At 71.8% G+C, this 16,406-nt stretch carries 14 protein-coding genes and 4 tRNA genes; 10 read left to right on the plus strand and 8 right to left on the minus strand.

Translation table 11 applies throughout. The annotated features are described in order from the left end of the window. The first annotated feature begins 54 nt into the window (after positions 1-54). Positions 55-1,272, plus strand: a complete 1,218-nt coding sequence (locus AEQ27_RS07165) for a S9 family peptidase (RefSeq protein WP_235451011.1) — start codon at positions 55-57, stop codon at positions 1,270-1,272. Here AEQ27_RS07165 and AEQ27_RS07170 read toward each other — a convergent pair. From AEQ27_RS07170 to AEQ27_RS07180, 3 genes are read right to left on the minus strand one after another with little or no spacing between them, the layout of a single operon-like run. Continuing rightward, positions 1,230-1,985 carry a dihydrofolate reductase family protein gene (locus AEQ27_RS07170; protein WP_054146024.1) on the minus strand — a complete coding sequence of 252 codons (756 nt, stop codon included), beginning with the start codon at positions 1,983-1,985 and terminating at the stop codon, positions 1,230-1,232. The genes AEQ27_RS07165 and AEQ27_RS07170 overlap by 43 nt on opposite strands. Further along, positions 1,982-2,425: a SufE family protein gene (locus tag AEQ27_RS07175; RefSeq protein ID WP_054146025.1), complete on the minus strand. Its 444-nt coding sequence runs from the start codon at positions 2,423-2,425 to the stop codon at positions 1,982-1,984. Before AEQ27_RS07175 ends, AEQ27_RS07170 begins: the two co-directional genes overlap by 4 nt. Further along, complete coding sequence (locus AEQ27_RS07180) at positions 2,422-3,321, minus strand: sulfurtransferase (RefSeq protein WP_054146026.1); 900 nt, start codon at positions 3,319-3,321, stop codon at positions 2,422-2,424. Before AEQ27_RS07180 ends, AEQ27_RS07175 begins: the two co-directional genes overlap by 4 nt. 176 nt (positions 3,322-3,497) lie before the next feature. Here AEQ27_RS07180 and zapE point away from each other — a divergent pair, with 176 nt between their 5' ends. Together zapE and AEQ27_RS07190 are read left to right on the plus strand one after the other, a co-directional pair. Next, the gene (gene zapE / locus AEQ27_RS07185) at positions 3,498-4,514 is read left to right on the plus strand and encodes a cell division protein ZapE (protein WP_054146027.1); all 1,017 of its coding nucleotides are present in this window, start codon (positions 3,498-3,500) and stop codon (positions 4,512-4,514) included. A gap of 220 nt (positions 4,515-4,734) precedes the next feature. Continuing rightward, positions 4,735-6,015, plus strand: a complete 1,281-nt coding sequence (locus AEQ27_RS07190) for an ammonium transporter (protein ID WP_054146028.1) — start codon at positions 4,735-4,737, stop codon at positions 6,013-6,015. Positions 6,016-6,181: 166 nt separating this feature from the next. On the opposite strand, the gene AEQ27_RS07195 is transcribed toward AEQ27_RS07190, so the two are convergent. Then, entirely contained in the window at positions 6,182-7,876 is a 1,695-nt protein-coding gene (locus AEQ27_RS07195; RefSeq protein WP_054146029.1) for an alpha-amylase family glycosyl hydrolase, read from the minus strand. Between the two features lie 124 nt (positions 7,877-8,000). Next, positions 8,001-8,073: transfer RNA gene (locus AEQ27_RS07200), tRNA-Val, on the minus strand. Positions 8,074-8,247: 174 nt separating this feature from the next. Between AEQ27_RS07200 and AEQ27_RS07205 the strand changes: the two genes are divergently transcribed. The 3 genes from AEQ27_RS07205 (at position 8,248) to AEQ27_RS07215 (ending at position 8,611) form a co-directional block, all read left to right on the plus strand. After that, positions 8,248-8,319: transfer RNA gene (locus AEQ27_RS07205), tRNA-Gly, on the plus strand. A gap of 65 nt (positions 8,320-8,384) precedes the next feature. Continuing rightward, positions 8,385-8,458 (plus strand) — tRNA-Cys (locus tag AEQ27_RS07210). Positions 8,459-8,539: 81 nt separating this feature from the next. After that, a tRNA-Val gene (locus tag AEQ27_RS07215) sits at positions 8,540-8,611 on the plus strand. Between the two features lie 134 nt (positions 8,612-8,745). Here the strand turns inward: AEQ27_RS07215 and AEQ27_RS07220 are convergent. Both AEQ27_RS07220 and AEQ27_RS07225 read right to left on the minus strand, forming a co-directional pair. Next, a complete protein-coding gene (locus AEQ27_RS07220; protein WP_054146030.1) occupies positions 8,746-10,245 on the minus strand; it encodes a serine/threonine-protein kinase in 1,500 nt (499 codons plus the stop codon). Further along, positions 10,242-11,594 carry a phosphopantothenate--cysteine ligase family flavoprotein gene (locus tag AEQ27_RS07225; RefSeq protein WP_082383345.1) on the minus strand — a complete coding sequence of 451 codons (1,353 nt, stop codon included), beginning with the start codon at positions 11,592-11,594 and terminating at the stop codon, positions 10,242-10,244. Before AEQ27_RS07225 ends, AEQ27_RS07220 begins: the two co-directional genes overlap by 4 nt. Before the next feature lie 177 nt (positions 11,595-11,771). Between AEQ27_RS07225 and AEQ27_RS07230 the strand changes: the two genes are divergently transcribed. The 4 genes from AEQ27_RS07230 (at position 11,772) to AEQ27_RS07245 (ending at position 14,965) form a co-directional block, all read left to right on the plus strand. Beyond that, entirely contained in the window at positions 11,772-12,518 is a 747-nt protein-coding gene (locus AEQ27_RS07230; protein ID WP_054146031.1) for an NRDE family protein, read from the plus strand. Positions 12,519-12,649: 131 nt separating this feature from the next. Continuing rightward, positions 12,650-13,504: an amino acid ABC transporter substrate-binding protein gene (locus AEQ27_RS07235; RefSeq protein ID WP_054146177.1), complete on the plus strand. Its 855-nt coding sequence runs from the start codon at positions 12,650-12,652 to the stop codon at positions 13,502-13,504. 2 nt (positions 13,505-13,506) lie between these two features. After that, positions 13,507-14,172, plus strand: a complete 666-nt coding sequence (locus tag AEQ27_RS07240) for an amino acid ABC transporter permease (protein WP_054146032.1) — start codon at positions 13,507-13,509, stop codon at positions 14,170-14,172. Further along, on the plus strand, positions 14,162-14,965 hold the full coding sequence (locus AEQ27_RS07245; protein ID WP_054146033.1) for an amino acid ABC transporter ATP-binding protein: 804 nt from the start codon (positions 14,162-14,164) through the stop codon (positions 14,963-14,965). The genes AEQ27_RS07240 and AEQ27_RS07245 overlap by 11 nt, the downstream gene beginning before the upstream one ends. 78 nt (positions 14,966-15,043) lie before the next feature. Here AEQ27_RS07245 and AEQ27_RS07250 read toward each other — a convergent pair whose 3' ends face one another. Next, a complete protein-coding gene (locus AEQ27_RS07250) occupies positions 15,044-16,270 on the minus strand; it encodes a cobalamin-independent methionine synthase II family protein (protein ID WP_054146034.1) in 1,227 nt (408 codons plus the stop codon). Positions 16,271-16,406: the final 136 nt, after the last annotated feature.

Raw genomic sequence — 16,406 nt, forward strand, 5'->3', positions numbered from 1 at the left:
AGCAGATCCACAGGTCACCCTCGACCCCACCTCACGCCCCACGAGGAGTCGCCCGTGAACCGCCCCGCATCCACCGACCGACGGGGCATCGGCCCGCTCGCCGTCGTCTCGATCACGGTCGGGGGCACCGTGCTCGCGTCGTCCGCCGCCCTCGCGTCGGGGATCGTCGCCATCGCCCGCAAGATCGTCACGCCGGCCCGCAGGCGGCGAGACGACGTGCGAGTCGACGCCTACGACCCCGTCGCCGGGACGATCACCCTCCGTTCGACGCCCGACACGCGCCTCCCCGGTCGCTACAGCTTCTGGTACGCCCGGGGTCGAGGCCACGCCCGCGTGGGCGACGTCGTCCGCGACGACGGCCGGTCCGTCGAGCGTCGCGTCGAGGGCGTCGACGGGCCCGGTCTCGACCGGGCCCACCGGGGCCGCATCGGTGGCTGGCTGTTCCCGACACCCCGGGACGCGGGCCTCCCCGCGGAGGAGGTCGCGATCGCCACGGAGGTCGGTCAGGCCCCCGCCTGGCTCGTCCCCGCCGCGGGCGGCCTCGAGGGCCCGTGGATGATCGGGGTGCACGGTCGTGGGGTGACCCGCGCCGAGACGATCCGGGCGGCTCCGGTCTTCCACCGAGAGGGCCTGACCTCGCTCCTCGTGTCGTACCGCAACGACGGCGAGGCACCCCGATCGCCGGACGGACGCTACGCCCTGGGCGACTCCGAATGGCGCGACGTCGAGGCGGCGATCCGGTTCGCCCTCGACCACGGTGCGACGTCCGTCGTGTTGATGGGATGGTCCATGGGCGGAGCGCTCGTGCTGCAGGCAGCCACGCGCTCCTCCCTGCGCGGCGTCGTCTCGGGACTCGTGCTCGAGTCGCCCGTCGTCGACTGGAGGACGACCCTCGCCGACCAGGGGGCGGCCATGCGGGTGCCGCAGGTCGTCCAGGGTCTGGTGCTGCGCCTCCTGGGCTCGCCCCTGCTCTGTCGGTTGGCCGGCAGCGCCGAGCCGATCGACTTCGACCGGCTCGACCTCGTCTCGCGGGCCGGAGAGCTCGACCTGCCGGTGCTGTTGCTGCACAGCGACGACGACGGTTTCGTGCCGTCCACCGCGTCACACGCGTTGGCCGAGGCACGGCCCGACCTCGTGACCTTCGAGGTGTTCGAGGTCGCGCGGCACACGAAGCTCTGGAACCTCGACCCCGAGCGCTTCGAGGGGGCGATCACCGGGTGGGTCGGTCGTCACCGACTCGCGGGGCCGCCGTCGACCGACCACCGCGCGTAGAGCGTGCTCTGCTCGTCGACCAGCAACTGACCGAGCACGAGCGACGCGGGGTCGAAGCGTTCGCGACCGAAGACGGGCAGGCCGCTGCCGATCACGACGGGCGAGGTCGACAGGCACAGCTCGTCGACCAGGCCGTCCCGCAGGAACTGACCGGCGAGCGAGGGGCCGCCCTCGCAGACGAGCGAACGGAGGCGCTGCTCGCGCAGGCAACGCAGGATCGCGGCGGGCTCCAACCGTCCGTCGGCGTCCGGTGCGGTCAGCACGGTGGCGACCGCCCAGATCTCGTCGCCGAGGGTCTCACGGACCCGGTCCCGGGCGGATCCGGGGCACACGACGACGACCCGACCGGCCTCCGACGGGTCCATGCGATGGCCCGAGAGGTCGCCCGACGACGTGACGACGACGAGTCGTGAGGACTTCGGCACCCGGTAGCCCTCGGCCCGCACGCTGGCCGCACCCACGAGGACGCCGTCGGCCAGCGAGCGGATGGCCGCCAGGATCGTGCGGTCGGTGGCGTTGCTCAGCGTCTCGGAGGTGCCGTCGGAGCCCGCGGCGTCACCACTGACCGCGGCGATCAGGTTGAGTCGTAGCCAGGTCTCGCGGGGTGGGGCGTACAGCTCGCGGATCCGGGCAGGGGTCGAGTCCTCGTCGATGTCGAGCTCCAGCCCGACGTCGCCTGGACGCTCGAGGGCGTGCAGCACCCGGAGCGTCACGCGCCGGCGGTCCGATCGCGGATCTGGCGCTTGGCGCGACCGAGCAGGGCGGTCATGCCACGGATCCGCAACGGGCTCACCGCCTCGGTCAGACCGATCGTCTGCGGGTAGTCGTCGGGGACGTCGTCGAGGACCTGGGCGACGGTGAGCCCGTCGAGCCCTTGGGCGAGGATCGACGCGAAGCCACGGGTCGTGGGTGCTTCGCGCGGTGCCGTCGCGTGCAGGTGTACCCGACCGTCGGTCACCTCGACGAACAGGAACACGGGGGACTGGCACTCGACCACCCGCTCGAGCAGGTCGGGGTGGTCGGCGTACCGGGCCGGCAGTTCGGGCAGCTCGTTCGAGAACTCGAGCAGCAGCTGCAGACGGTTCCGCACGTCCAGGGCGAGGAACTCCTCGCGGATCTCGACGAGCGGCTCGGGCAGGGCGACGTCGGTCACCGGGCCGGCACCTCGCCGGGCTCGGTGCCCTGCACGATCGGCACGCGGACGGCGCTGCCCCACTCGGTCCAGGAGCCGTCGTAGTTGCGCACGTCCTCGAAGCCCATGAGGTGCTTGAGCACGAACCAGGTGTGGCTCGACCGCTCGCCGATGCGGCAGTAGGCGACGACCTGGTCGCCGTCGGAGAGGCCCGCGCCGTCGCGATAGATGGCGTCGAGCTCGGCGAGCGGCCGGAAGGTGCCGTCGTCGGCCGCGGCCTTGCCCCACGGCACGTTCTGCGCGCTCGGGATGTGACCGGCGCGGAGGGCCCCCTCGTCGGGGTAGGCCGGAGCCGTGGTGCGCTGACCCGAGAACTCCTCGGGGGAGCGCACGTCGATCAGGGGCTTGCCGAGGTGGGCCAGCACGTCGTCCTTGTAGGCGCGGATGACGCTGTCGTCTCGCTCGACGACGGGGTAGTCGGTGGCTTCGACCGTGGGGGCGTCGGTCGTGTAGTCGCGGCCCTCGGCCTCCCACTTCGCCCGCCCGCCGTCGAGCAGGCGGACGTCCTCGTGCCCGAACAGCGAGAACACCCAGAGCGCGTAGGCGGCCCACCAGTTGTTCTTGTCGCCGTAGATGACGACGGTGCTGTCGCGCGAGATGCCGCTGCGGGCCATCAACGCGGCGAAGCCCTCGCCGTCGACGTAGTCGCGCTGCACGGGGTCGTTGAGGTCGAGGTGCCAGTCGATCTTGACGGCCCCGGCGATGTGGCCGGTCTCGTACAACAGGACGTCCTCGTCGGACTCGACGACGACGAGCCCGGGGGTGCCGAGGTGCTGCTGCAACCACTCGGTGCTGACGAGACGCTCGGGGTGGGCGTACTCGCCGAAGCGGGCGGACGTGTCGTGCTCGACGGCCATGGTGTCTCCTTGTGCGGGTGTCGGGATGGAGCCGACGTCGGGCGACGGGTGACGCCCGGCGGCGTAGGATCGCCTCTGGTCGGCCCCGTCGAGGTTACGCATGCCGCGTGACCGTCGCCCGGGAACCGTACGACTCTGACACAGATCCCCGCCCACACCGTTGCGAGGCCGCGCCCATGCCCCCCGAATCCGTCAGCACCCTCGTCTCGTTGACCGACCGCACGCCGACGATCACGGGGGCCGAGATCGTGACGCAACTCGTGCCTCCTCGTCAGTTCGCCGAGGCCTCGCTCGAGAACTACCGACCCGACCCGGACTTCGCCTCGCAGGCCGAGGCGGTCGCCGCCGTGACGGCGTTCGGAGGCGCGGGTGCCGACGCCCCGCGGAGGGGCCTGTTCCGCAAGAAGCCGGCCGCCCCGGCCGTGCGTCCCGGCCTCTACCTCGACGGCGGGTTCGGCGTGGGCAAGACCCACCTGCTCGCCGCCCTCTGGAACCGCACGCCCGGACGGCGTTACTTCGGCACGTTCATCGAGTACACCGCGCTGGTCGGCGCCGTCGGCTACGCCGGTGCCGCCGCGCAGCTCAAGGGCGCCGCCCTGGTGTGCATCGACGAGTTCGAGCTCGACGACCCGGGCGACACGATGATGATGACCCGGCTGCTCGGCGACCTGGCCGACGACGGCACCCGCATCGCCGCCACCTCGAACACGCCGCCCAACGCCCTCGGCGAGGGCCGGTTCGCCGCGGCGGACTTCCTCCGCGAGATCCAGGGGCTGAGCGACAAGTTCCTCACCCTGCGCATCGACGGGAACGACTACCGGCGTCGAGAGGTCGAGGCCCGGGCACACGTGGTCGACGACGTCGACGCGGCGGCGGCGTCCCTCGGCGGCACCGTGTCGCTCGACGACTTCGACGGCGTCGTCGCGCACCTCGCGACGGTCCACCCCAGCAAGTACGTCAAGCTCGTCGACGACCTCGACGCGGTGGGGCTGCGTGACGTCCACGTCCTCACCAGCCAGGTCGACGCGTTGCGACTCGTGGCCTTCGTCGACCGTCTCTACGACGCGCAGATCCGGGTCGTCGCGTCGGGCACGCCCCTCGACCAGGTCTTCTCGGACGAGATGTTGGCCGGCGGCTACCGCAAGAAGTACCTGCGGGCCGTCTCGCGCCTGGTGGCGCTCACCTCGCTCTGAGGACATCCCCACCCGGTACGGGGTGAGCCGAAACACGTTGTTTACCTGCGCCCGAATCGTGTTACATCGGGGAAACAATCCCGCACACGGCTGGAAACCTCGCCCCGCGACACTGGGGGCGCACCGGACGAGAGCGTTCGTCACCACAGCCCGCGAACCCGCGCGGTCGACCTCGACGTCGGTGCCTCCCTGGCTCAGAAACTCGAGAGGTGACCCACCCATGGACCAAGGCAACACCGCCTTCATGTTGATCTGTGCAGCACTCGTGCTGCTCATGACCCCCGGCCTGGCCTTCTTCTACGGCGGCCTCGTCAAGGCCAAGAGCGTCATCAGCATGATGATGCTGAGCTTTGGTGCGATGGGCCTCATCGGCGTCCTCTGGGTGCTCTTCGGCTACGCGATCGCCTTCGGCAACCCGACCTCCATCCCCGGTGGCAGCGAGAGCTTCGTGGGCGTCCAGGGCTTGTTCGGCCTCGACGTCGCGAACCTCGGCCTCGGTGCCGCCTTCGAGGACAGCCTCGACCCCACCGGCGCCTACCCGACGATCGCCTTCGCCGCGTTCCAGGCCACCTTCGCGATTATCACGGTCGCCCTCATCTCCGGTGCCATCGCCGACCGCGCCAAGTTCGGCGCGTGGATGATCTTCGCGGGCGTCTGGGCCACGGTCGTCTACTTCCCGGTCGCCAGCTGGGTCTTCAACTTCACCAAGGACGCCGACGGCAACACGGTCGGTGGCTGGATCGCCGCCATGGGCGTCATCGACTTCGCCGGCGGCACGGCCGTCCACATCAACGCCGGTGCCGCAGCCCTCGCCCTGGCGCTCGTCCTCGGCAAGCGCGTCGGCTTCGCCAAAGGTGCCGACAAGCCCCACAACCCGCCCTTCGTCCTGCTGGGTGCCGGTCTGCTCTGGTTCGGCTGGTTCGGCTTCAACGCGGGCTCCGAGCTCGCCGCCGACGGCGTCGCCGCCCTGGCGTTCCTCAACACCATCGCCGCTCCCGCCGCCGCCGTGCTCGGCTGGCTCGTCGTCGAGAAGCTGAAGGACGGCAAAGCCACCTCGGTCGGTGCCGCCTCGGGTGCCGTCGCCGGTCTCGTCGCCATCACCCCGGCCTGCGCCGCCCTCACCCCGGGGTGGGCCGTCGTCCTCGGCGTCGTCGCGGGTGCCGTCTGCGCCCTGGCCATCGACCTCAAGTTCAAGCTCGGCTTCGACGACTCCCTCGACGTCGTGGGCATCCACCTCGTCGGTGGCCTCATCGGGACGCTGTACCTCGGCATCTTCGCCAACGACACCGGCCTGATCTTCTCGCACACCTTCACGCAGCTCGGCATCCAGGCCCTCTCGGCCGTCGCCGTCATGCTCTACTCGTTCGTCCTGGCCTTCGTCATCGGCTTCGTGATCGAGAAGACGATCGGCTTCCGTGTCAAGAACGAGGACGAGGTGGCCGGCATCGACCTCGCCCTGCACGGCGAAGAGGGCTACGTCCTCGAGAACGGGCGCGCCTGACCCACCACGCCCGACGAACGGCCCCGGTCCTCTGGCCGGGGCCGTTCCACGTGCCGGCCCCGTGGACCGCGGCAGAGCGCAGGAGGCGCGGTGCGAGACCCCTCGCACCGCGCCTCCTGCGGTCACCGCGTCGTGCGACCGGGCCCTTCGCCCCTCCTGGTCGCCCTCAGACCAGGGAGAACCAGACCGTGGTCTCGCCCGGCACCTCGGTGACGCCGGCGAGCGTGTCCTGCAGCGGCTCGCTGGACGCGAGCACACGAGCGCCGGAGGGCAGGTCCACCGGGCCGCCGCCGAAGTTCGTCAGCGCGTGCCAGCCGTCGTGACGGGCGACGTGGACGACCTCGTCCGACGCGTCGTCGATCCAGGCGAGCTCCTCACCCCGCTGCAACTCACGACGGAGCGCCAGGGCGCGCCGGTAGATCGACAGCGTGGACTCGTCCTCGTCGTCCTGCACCGAGACGGCGAGGTCCTCGAACCACTCGGGCTGCGGCAGGTGCGGGGCGTGGTCGCCGAAACCCAGGGCGGGCTCGCTCGTGTCCCAGGGCAGCGGCACCCGGCTGCCGTCACGGCCCTTGCGCCGGTGGCCCGTGCGCGTCCAGACCGGGTCCTGCAACTGGTCGGGGCGCAGGTCGGCCACCTCGAACAGGCCGAGCTCCTCGCCTTGGTAGACGTAGGCCGAGCCCGGCAGGGCGAGCATCAGCAACGTCGCCGCACGAGCCCGTCGGAGTCCCGCGTCGGGGTTCAGGGTCGGGCGTCGTCCGTCGCTCAGCACGAAGGCGTCGAGGTCCTGCCCCTTCGGCAGGCCGTAGCGCGTGGCGTGACGGACGACGTCGTGGTTCGAGAGCACCCAGGTGCTCGTCGCCCCGCTCACCGCCGCCTGCTCGAGGGTCGACGCGATGATCGCGCGGTACTGGTCGGCGTCGAAGTCGGCCCGGGTGAGGGCGAAGCTGAAGGCCTGCCCGAGCTCGGTGGGGCGGGCGTAGAGCGGGACGCGCTCCGGCTGCACCCAGGCCTCGGCCACCGCGCTGCGGGGCGGGTCGTACTCGTCGAGGACACGGCGCCAGCCTTCGAAGATCGCGTGCACCTCGTCGCGGTCGTAGAGCGGGTCGCTGCCGTCGACCGGCAGGACCTCTCGTTCCGCGGCGTCGCGGAGAGGTTCGGTGAGGTCCTTCGCGAGCCCGTGGGCGACGTCGACCCGGAAGCCGTCGACGCCACGGTCCGACCAGAACCGCAACGTCCGCTCGAAGTCGGCGCGGACCTCGGGGTTGCTCCAGTCGAGGTCGGGCTGCTCGGGGGCGAAGAGGTGCAGGTACCACTGCTCGGGTGTGCCGTCGGGGCGCGTCAGACGGGTCCACGCGCCTCCGCCGAAGTTCGACACCCAAGTGGACGGAGGAGTGGCACCGCCGTCGCCGAGGCCGTCCCGGAAGACGTAACGGGCCCGGGCGGCGCTGCCGGGTTGGGACGCGACGGCCTCGCGGAACCACTCGTGGTCGCTCGAGGTGTGGTTGGGGACGATGTCGACGACGACTTTCAGCCCGGCCGCGTGGAGGGCGGCGACCATCTCGTCGAAGTCGTCGAGGGTGCCCAGGCGGGGGTCGGCGGCACGGTAGTCGGCGACGTCGTAGCCGCCGTCGGCGAGCGGGGACGGATAGAACGGGCTCAGCCAGACGGCGTCGACCCCGAGCCGCTGCAGGTACGGCACCCGTGAGGTCACGCCGGGCAGGTCGCCGATCCCGTCGCCGTTCGCATCGGCGAAGCTGCGCGGATACACCTGGTAGACGACGGCCTGGCGCCACCAGTCGGCGTCGGGGACGGTCGTCGGGTGGGTCGTGGGCGCACGGGAGGCGGGGGAGTCGGTCATGGGGTGAGGATGCCACGTCTCGGGAGCGAGCGACGTCGATGCCTCGACGGCGGCGCCGGGCCGGGGATCTCGGTCCGGGAACGACGAAAGGCCCTGCGGATGCAGGGCCTTTCGGTGATGGTCGTGGGCGATACCGGGCTCGAACCGATGACCTCTTCCGTGTGAAGGAAGCGCGCTACCAACTGCGCCAATCGCCCGTGTGGGACTCGACGATGCTAGTGCATCGCGGGGCTCGAACGCCATTCGGTCCGTCGGCGAGGCCCCCGTCGTGAGCTGCCCCACGACCGGTCAAGACACGAACTTCCCTCGATTTGGTTTCTGCCCCAGGGTGTGGGTATTGTTCTTTTGCACGCAGAAATGCAAAGCGAAATGCGGATGTGGCGCAGCGGTAGCGCATCACCTTGCCAAGGTGAGGGTCGCGAGTTCGAATCTCGTCATCCGCTCGAGTGTAATGCTCACCAGAGGGTGGTCCACCGACTGGTGGCCTCCCTCTGGGGGCTACTCGTATGGTGGAGTGGCCGAGAGGCGAGGCACCGGCCTGCAAAGCCGTTCACGCGGGTTCAAATCCCGTCTCCACCTCCATTCGATCCAGACCTAGGTCTAGAATCGATGTTGCAATTGAATAGTGCGGTTCGAGGGGTCACTCTCGCATCGTTGAGACATGAGCGATTGGCGCAGCGGTAGCGCGCTTCCCTGACACGGAAGAGGTCGCTGGTTCGATCCCAGTATCGCTCACACACAGAAAGCCCCGGCCTCGGCCGGGGCTTTCGTCATGTCAGGGCTCCCACGCTCACGTCCTGCCCAGAAGTCACGACGTGCCGCTCGCCCCGAGAGGTGAGCGGCACGTCATGACATCTCGCGGCTTCTCTCTAGGGGGTGCCGGTCCCGAGACCGATTCCGTTGCCGCGGCCGTTCCCCTTCCCGCTGGTGCCGGGCCCGCTGTTCCCGTTGCCGTTCCCGCTGTTGCCGGGCCCGCTGTTCCCACCCGGGACGTCGACACCCGGGACCTCGACCGTCGGGGGCGTCACGGGGTCGACCGTGGGCTGCGTCGTCGGCTCGACCGGCGCCTCCTCGGACGGGCTGACCTCGTCCGAGGGCGTCGGATCCGCCGGTGACTCGTCGGTGGAGTCCTCCGACGGCGACGACGACTCGTCGTCCGACGACTCGGAGGGCGTCGTCGACGGTTCCGTGTCGACACTCGGGCTCGCGCTCTCGGTCGGACCGACGACGTCGCCGTCGCGCGTGGCGGCCCAGCCGATGCCCACCGCCAGCAACGCGGCGACGACGACCGCCGCCAGCACGAGGGGCCAGCGCCGGCGCTTCCGAGTTCCGTCGTCGGGCTCGACGTCGGCGACGAGGTCCGCGGCATCCGCCCCGGACGCCGCCCCGGCTCCGAGCACCTGCGTGCGAGCGTCGTCCCGGGGCAGGACGCGAGTGGGCGTGTCACCGCCGGGCAGGGCGGCCGTCGGCACGTCGGGAGCGGCCATGACCCGCGTGACGGCATCGGTCGACCCGGCACCCTCGACGGCCAACGTGCGGGCGGCCCGTGCCACCTCGGCGGCGGCGGGACGGTCCTCCGGTGCGCGCGAGGTCATGCGCGTCAGCAGCTCCGCCCACCCCGAACCGATCGAGGCCGGGATCTCGGGGTCGCGGGTCAGACGGGCCATGACCGACTCGACGACCGAACCCGTGAAGACGCGCTGCCCGGTCAGTGCCTCGACCAGGACCAGTCCGAGTGAGTAGACGTCGGACGCGGGGGCCGGCGGTCGCCCCTCGGCCTGCTCCGGGCTGACGAAGGCGGCGGTGCCCATCAGGGCGCCCGTGGCCGGCACCCGCGTCGAGTCGATCAGGGAGGCGATGCCGAAGTCTGCGAGCTTGGCCCGGCGGGGGTCGCCCTCGGGGTGCGGCGCCGCGAGCAGGATGTTCGCGGGCTTGACGTCCCGATGGACGACGCCGGCGCGGTGGACCGCCGCCAGGCCGTCCGCGCCGTCGCCGAGCAGCGCCGCGGCCTCGGCGTGCGACAGCGGCCCGGCGGCGCGCACGGTCTGCAGGGCCGGGCCGGCGACGTACTCCAGCACGAGGTAGGCGTCGGCGTCGTGGCCGTCGCCCTCGACGCGGGCGTCGTAGAGCGTCACGAGTCCCGGGTGGTTCAGAGAGGCGAGGAGGCGCACCTCGCTGACCTGTCGGCTGAGGTCGTGCACGTCGTGCCCGTCCGACGAGAAGAGCTTGACGGCGACGTCCCGGCCGAGCTCGAGGTCGTTCGCCCGGTAGACGGCCCCCATGCCTCCGCGCCCGACGATCGCGTCGAGACGGTGGCGACCGCCGACGGTCGTGCCGAGGCGGGGGTCGGCCTGCTCGCGCGGGCTCATGCGCCGGCTCCCGTCGAGGCGTCGGGGAGCGTCGGAGCGGTGCCGCCACCCGACCCGCGACTCTTCGCGAGACGTGAGGCGACCGCGTCGAGCACGGTCTCCGCCACGGTGGCCTTCGATCCCTCGGCCTCGGACACCACGTCACCGTCGGCGTCGATCACGACGACAGCCGTGTCGTCGCTGCCGAAACCGGTCGTCCACCCCACGGAGTTGAGCACGAGGAGGTCCGCCCCCTTCCGTCGCTGCTTGGCGCGCCCGAGCGACAGCAGTTCGTCGCGGTCGGCCGCCGTCTCGGCCGCGAAGCCGACGACCACCTGCCCCACGGGACGACGGACGACGAGTCCGGCCAGGACGTCCGGGGTCCGGACGAGGCGGACGACCAGTTCGTCGCCCGAGTCGTCCTTGCGGATCTTGCCGTCCGCCACCGAGAGGGGCCGGTAGTCGGCGACCGCGGCCGCCATGATGACGACGTCCGCCGCGGGGGCGTGCTCGGCCATCGCGGCCTCGAGCTCGAGCGCGGTGCCGACCTCGACGAGGTCGACCCCGGCGTCGGTGTCGAGCGTCTGCCGCACGGCTCCGTCGAGCGCGGCGGCCACCACGGTGACGCGGGCCCCGCGTCGGGCCGCGCCGAGGGCGAGCGCCGCTCCCTGGGTGCCGCTCGACCGGTTGCCGACGAACCGGACCGGATCGAGGGGCTCGCGGGTGCCACCGGCCGAGACGACCAGCCGCAGGCCGTCCAGGTCGCCGACCCGCGCCTCCTGAGCCCGCGCGTCCTCGTGCCGGGCACGGGGGACGGAGGCGCGAGAGGCGTCGAGGCCGGCCGGGCCGGTCACGCGGGCGAGGGCCGCGGCGACGATCTCGTCGGGCTCGCTGAGCCGGCCGGGCCCCACGTCGCCCCCGGTCAGCGGCCCGTCGTCGGGCCCGACGACGGTGACCCCGCGCGACCTCAGCAGGTCGACGTTCGCGACCGTGGCCGGGTTCAGCCACATCTCGGTGTGCATGGCGGGTGCGACGACGAGCGGTGCGGTGCTCGCGAGGATGGTCGTGCCGAGGAGGGCGTCGGACCGCCCGTGCGCGATCTTCGCCAGGGTGTGCGCGGTCGCCGGCGCCACGCCGATCAGGTCGGCCCGTTGCCCCAGGGCCACGTGCCGCACCTCGGCGACGTCGTCGAAGACGGACGTGTGCACGGGGTTGCGGCTCGTGGCCTCCCAGGTCGGCGCCCCGACGAAGCGCAGTGCGGCCTCGGTCGGGGCGACGTGCACGTCGTGTCCACGAAGCACGAGGCCGCGGACGACCCCGACGGCCTTGTACGCCGCGATGCCGCCCGAGACGCCGACGACGACGGACAGGCGACGCGGGGCGTCGGCGGGGGAGGAGCGGGGGTGGTCGTGCGTCACGGTGGGCCTCGTCGATCGATGCGTCGGTCGGCCGACCCGGTGCCGGGTCGGTAGCGTTGCCCCCCACGATGCCGCATCCCGCGGCCGAGCGTCGGCCCCGACCCGACGAGCCCCCACCGTGAGGACCCCATGTGCACCGTCGTCGTCGCCGTCCAGCCGGGCGCGCCCTGGCCCGTCGTCTTCCTGGGACTCCGTGACGAGTCGCCCGACCGCCCCTGGGACGAGCCGGGCCCCTGGTGGCCCGACCTCGGCGAGCGGGTGTCCGGGGTGCACGACCGCGAGGCGGGCGGCGCGTGGTTGGCGACCGCCCGGGGGCCGAGTCGCGCGAGCGTCGTGCTGAACCGTCACGAGGCGCCCGTACCGCCGCCCGGCGGATGGACCACCCGCGGTGCCCTGCCTCTGAGGGCGGCCGCCGACGGCGTCCTGCCCGACGGGCCGCAGACGACCCGCACCTTCAACCTGCTCACCGCGGACGCAGGAGGCGCGGTGCACTCCGTATGGGACGGTGCCGCCACCGAGACGGCCCGCCTCGCCCCCGGCGTGCACCTGCTGACGCACGCCGCCCCCGACGACCGGTCCGTGCCCCGTGTCGACCGCTGGCTGCCTCGATTCCGCGACGTCGCGCCTCCGACCGGTCCGCTGCCGACGGCGGCCGAGGGCGAGGGCAGCTGGACGCCGTGGCTCGACCTGCTGCGCGAGAGCAGCGCCCTGCCGACGGGCGACGACGACGCGCTCGTGCGGGCCGACCTCGTCGACGGGCACCTCTTCCACTCGCTGTCGCTCAGCACCGTCGCCGTCTCGGCCGACGACGTGGCCCACCGGCACGTGCGTCTCGACGGCGCCCCTTCGGTCGCGGAGGCGATCGCCCGGCGCTGACGGGCGCGTGGCGACGCCGGACCGGGGCCGTCACGTCACGCGAAGTCATCGGGAATCACGCCCGCCCCCGCGGCGTTAGTGTCGGGAGGCTCGTCCGACCCCCGAGCCGCAGCAAAGGAACCCTCGTGAAGATCCCCGCCGTCCGCACCGTCCGTCGCCTCGCCTCCGTCGGCGTCATCGCCGCCGCCGCCGTGGCCCTGGCCGCCTGCGCGCCCGCCTCCACCGACGGGGTCGTCCAGTCCACCGGCAGCGCGACCGCCGACACGAGCGCGGCGAAGAGCCTGTCCGACATCCAGGCGGCCGGCGAGATCGTCATCGGCACCGAGGGCACCTACCAGCCCTTCACCTACCACGAGGGCGGGGCCGGCGCGCTGACCGGCTACGACGTCGACGTCGCCACGGCCGTCGCCGAGAAGCTCGGCGTCACGCCGACCTTCGAAGAGACGCAGTTCGACGCCCTGCTCGCCGGGCTCACCGCCGGCCGCTTCGACCTCGTCGCGAACCAGATCTCGATCACGGACGAGCGCGAGGCGACGTACGACTTCTCGACGCCCTACACGGTCAGCCGCGGTGTCGTGATCACGCCCGCCGACAACACCGACATCACCTCGCTCGCCGACCTGGCGGGCAAGACGACGGCCCAGTCGCAGTCGAGCAACTTCTACACGATCGCCAAGGACGCGGGCGCCGACGTGCAGGTCGTCGAGGGCTGGGCCCAGTCGGTCGCACTCCTCGAGCAGGGCCGCATCGACGCGACGGTCAACGACGAGCTGACCTTCCTCGACTACGTCAAGACCAACCCGGACCAGGCCGCCGGCATCAAGATCGCGGCGACCACCGACGACGTGTCGCGCTCGGCCCTGGTCACCACCAAGGGCAGCGACGACCTCGTGACGGCGATCGACGACGCCCTCGCCGAGCTGAAGGCCGACGGCACGCTGGCGACCATCAGCGAGAAGTACTTCGGCCAGGACGTCAGCGAGTAGGCGTGCAGTCCTCCCTCGACCTCTTCCTGCGGTCGCTCTGGCCGATCGTGTCGGGGGCGCTCGTGGCGTCGATCCCGCTCGCCTTCGCCTCGATGGCGATCGGCCTGGTCATCGCCGTCGTCATCGCGCTCATGCGCCTGTCGGGCAAGGCCGTGCTCGCGGGCATCGCCCGGGTGTACATCTCGATCATCCGGGGCACGCCCCTGCTGGTGCAGCTGTTCGTCGTCTTCTACGGCCTGCCGTCGATCGGCGTGAGACTCGATCCCTGGCCGAGCGCGATCATCGCGTTCTCGCTGAACGTCGGCGGGTACGCCGCCGAGGTCATCCGGGCCGCGATCCTCTCGGTGCCCCAGGGGCAATGGGAGGCCGCCCACACGATCGGCATGTCGCGGGGGCTCGCCCTGCGGCGGGTCAGCCTGCCGCAGGCGGCCCGCGTCTCGGTGCCGCCGCTGTCGAACACCTTCATCAGCCTGGTCAAGGACACCTCGTTGGCGAGCGTCATCCTCGTCGTCGAGCTCTTCCGTCAGGCGCAGCAGATCGCGACGGTCTCGAACCAGTTCCTGCTCATCTACCTCGAGGCCGCCCTGGTCTACTGGGTGATCTGCCTGATCCTGTCGTTCGGGCAAGACGCCCTCGAGAGGAGATTGGACCGCCACGTTGCCCGCTGACGTCACCCCGCCCCGGCCCTCCGGCGCGACCGGCGCCCCCGTGCTGACCGTCCGCGGCCTGCACAAGGCGTTCGGCGCGAACGAGGTGCTGCGCGGCATCGACCTCGAGGTGCGGCGTGGACGCGTCGTCGCGATCATCGGCCCCTCGGGGTCGGGCAAGACGACCGTGCTGCGGTCGCTCAACAGCCTCGAGGTGCCCGACGGGGGAGTCGTCACGCTCTCCGACGGTCGGTCGATCGACTTCGGGGCCAAGGTCGGCAAGCGCGACCTGCTCGCCCTGCGCGACCGGTCGTCGATGGTCTTCCAGCACTTCAACCTGTTCCCGCACCTCACGGTGCTGCAGAACGTCGTCGAGGGCCCGGTGCGCGTCCAGGGACGCGATCCGAAGGAGGCGCGGGCCGAGGCCGAGGCGCTCCTCGCGCGGGTGGGCCTCGCCGAGAAGGCCGACGCCTACCCGTCCGAGCTCTCGGGCGGCCAGCAGCAGCGCGTCGGCATCGTGCGAGCACTCGCGCTGCGGCCCGAACTGCTGCTCTTCGACGAGCCGACCTCGGCCCTCGACCCCGAACTGGTCGGTGACGTGCTCACCGTCGTGAAAGAACTCGCCGACGAGGGCTGGACGATGATCGTCGTCACCCACGAGCTCGAGTTCGCCCGCCGGGTGGCCGACGAGCTGATCTTCATGGACGCCGGTGTCGTCGTCGAGCGGGGACGTCCTGCCGACGTGCTGTCCCGCCCGCGCGAGGCGCGCACGCAGCAGTTCCTGCGGCGGGTGCTCAAACCGCTCGACGACTGACGGGCGTCCGCTCGCGAGTCGACCCGCGCCTCCTCGTCCACCGGACCAGGAGGCGCGGGTCGTCTCTCCGGCGTGCGATCAGCCGAACAGGCGGTGCGACGCGATGCGCGCGCCCTCGCCGAGCGAGGCCAGCTTGGCCACGGCGATCTGCGGGTGGATGCGACCACCCAGGCCGCAGTCGGTCGACGCGACGACGTTCTCGGGGCCGACCAGCGACGCGAACCGTTCGATGCGGTCCGCCACGAGCTCGGGGTGCTCGACCACGTTCGTGGCGTGGCTGACGACGCCCGGCACGATCTTCTTGCCCGCGGGCAGCTCGACGTCGCGCCAGAGCTTCCACTCGTGGTCGTGGCGGACGTTGGCCGCCTCGAACGAGTACGAGCCCGCGTCGATCTCGAGCATGAGGTCGACGATGTGGCGGAACTCGACGTCGGTCGTGTGCGGGCCGTGCCACGAGCCCCAACAGAGGTGGAACCGCACCTGCTCGGGCGGCAGGCCGCGGAGGGCGTGGTTGAGCGCCTCGACCCGGATGCGCGTGAAGGCACGGTAGTCCTCGACGCTCGGCTCGGGGTTGATCTGGTCCCAGTTCTCGGCGATCGAGGGGTCGTCGATCTGCACGGTCAGGCCGGCCTCGACGATCGCGGTGTACTCCTCGCGCAGCACCTCGGCCCAGGCCCAGATGTGCTCCTCCTCGGTGGCGTAGAAGTCGTTCGCGATGCGGGCTCCGCTGCCCGGTGACAGCGAGGTGACGAAGCCCGAGGGCGAACCGCTCGCCTCGAGGCCGGCCTTCAGGTTGGTGATGTCCGAGGCGATGGCGGCCTGGCCGACGTACGCCAACGGGCCCGTCGTGCTCGGGAACGGCGTGGCGCCCGAGCCCGTGCCGATGCCCGAGGTCGGGTCGGTGTACGCGTCGTGGAACGTCTGCCAGTCGCGGCGGTCGGGGAACGACGTCAGCCGCACGTCGCCGGGGGAGGACCGCACGGCCGGCTGGCTGAAGATGTCCGACCCGGTCAGCGAGAGCCCGCTCACGCGTTGGAACGAGTACGACCACCAGGCGCCGTAGTCGACGGCGCTCGTCATCGCCTTGCCGTACTCGCCGTCGCCGACGATCGTGATGCCGAGATCGTCCTGGCGCCGGACGAGATCGACGACGGCGTCGGTCAGCAGGGCATCGAACTCGGGGGTGCGTTCGAGGGTGAAGCCGTCCTCGCCGAGGGCGCGCGCGTCGTTCGCGGCGATCAACTCGGGCGTGCGCGGCAGGCTTCCCGCGTGGGTGGTCTCGATGCGGCCGGGGGTGGTCGTCATGGGGTGCTCCGTTCGTCGCCACCACTCTGGCCCTCGACCCCCGCCGGGGGCGACGTGCGCGACACGGGGCGTCACAGCCGCCGGCTCGGGAACACCGGGCGGTCGGGAACACCGGGCGGTCGGCCACCGTTGCGTC

Origin of the sequence: Frigoribacterium sp. RIT-PI-h (genome assembly GCF_001297205.1) — a bacterium.
Lineage (GTDB): Bacteria > Actinomycetota > Actinomycetes > Actinomycetales > Microbacteriaceae > Frigoribacterium.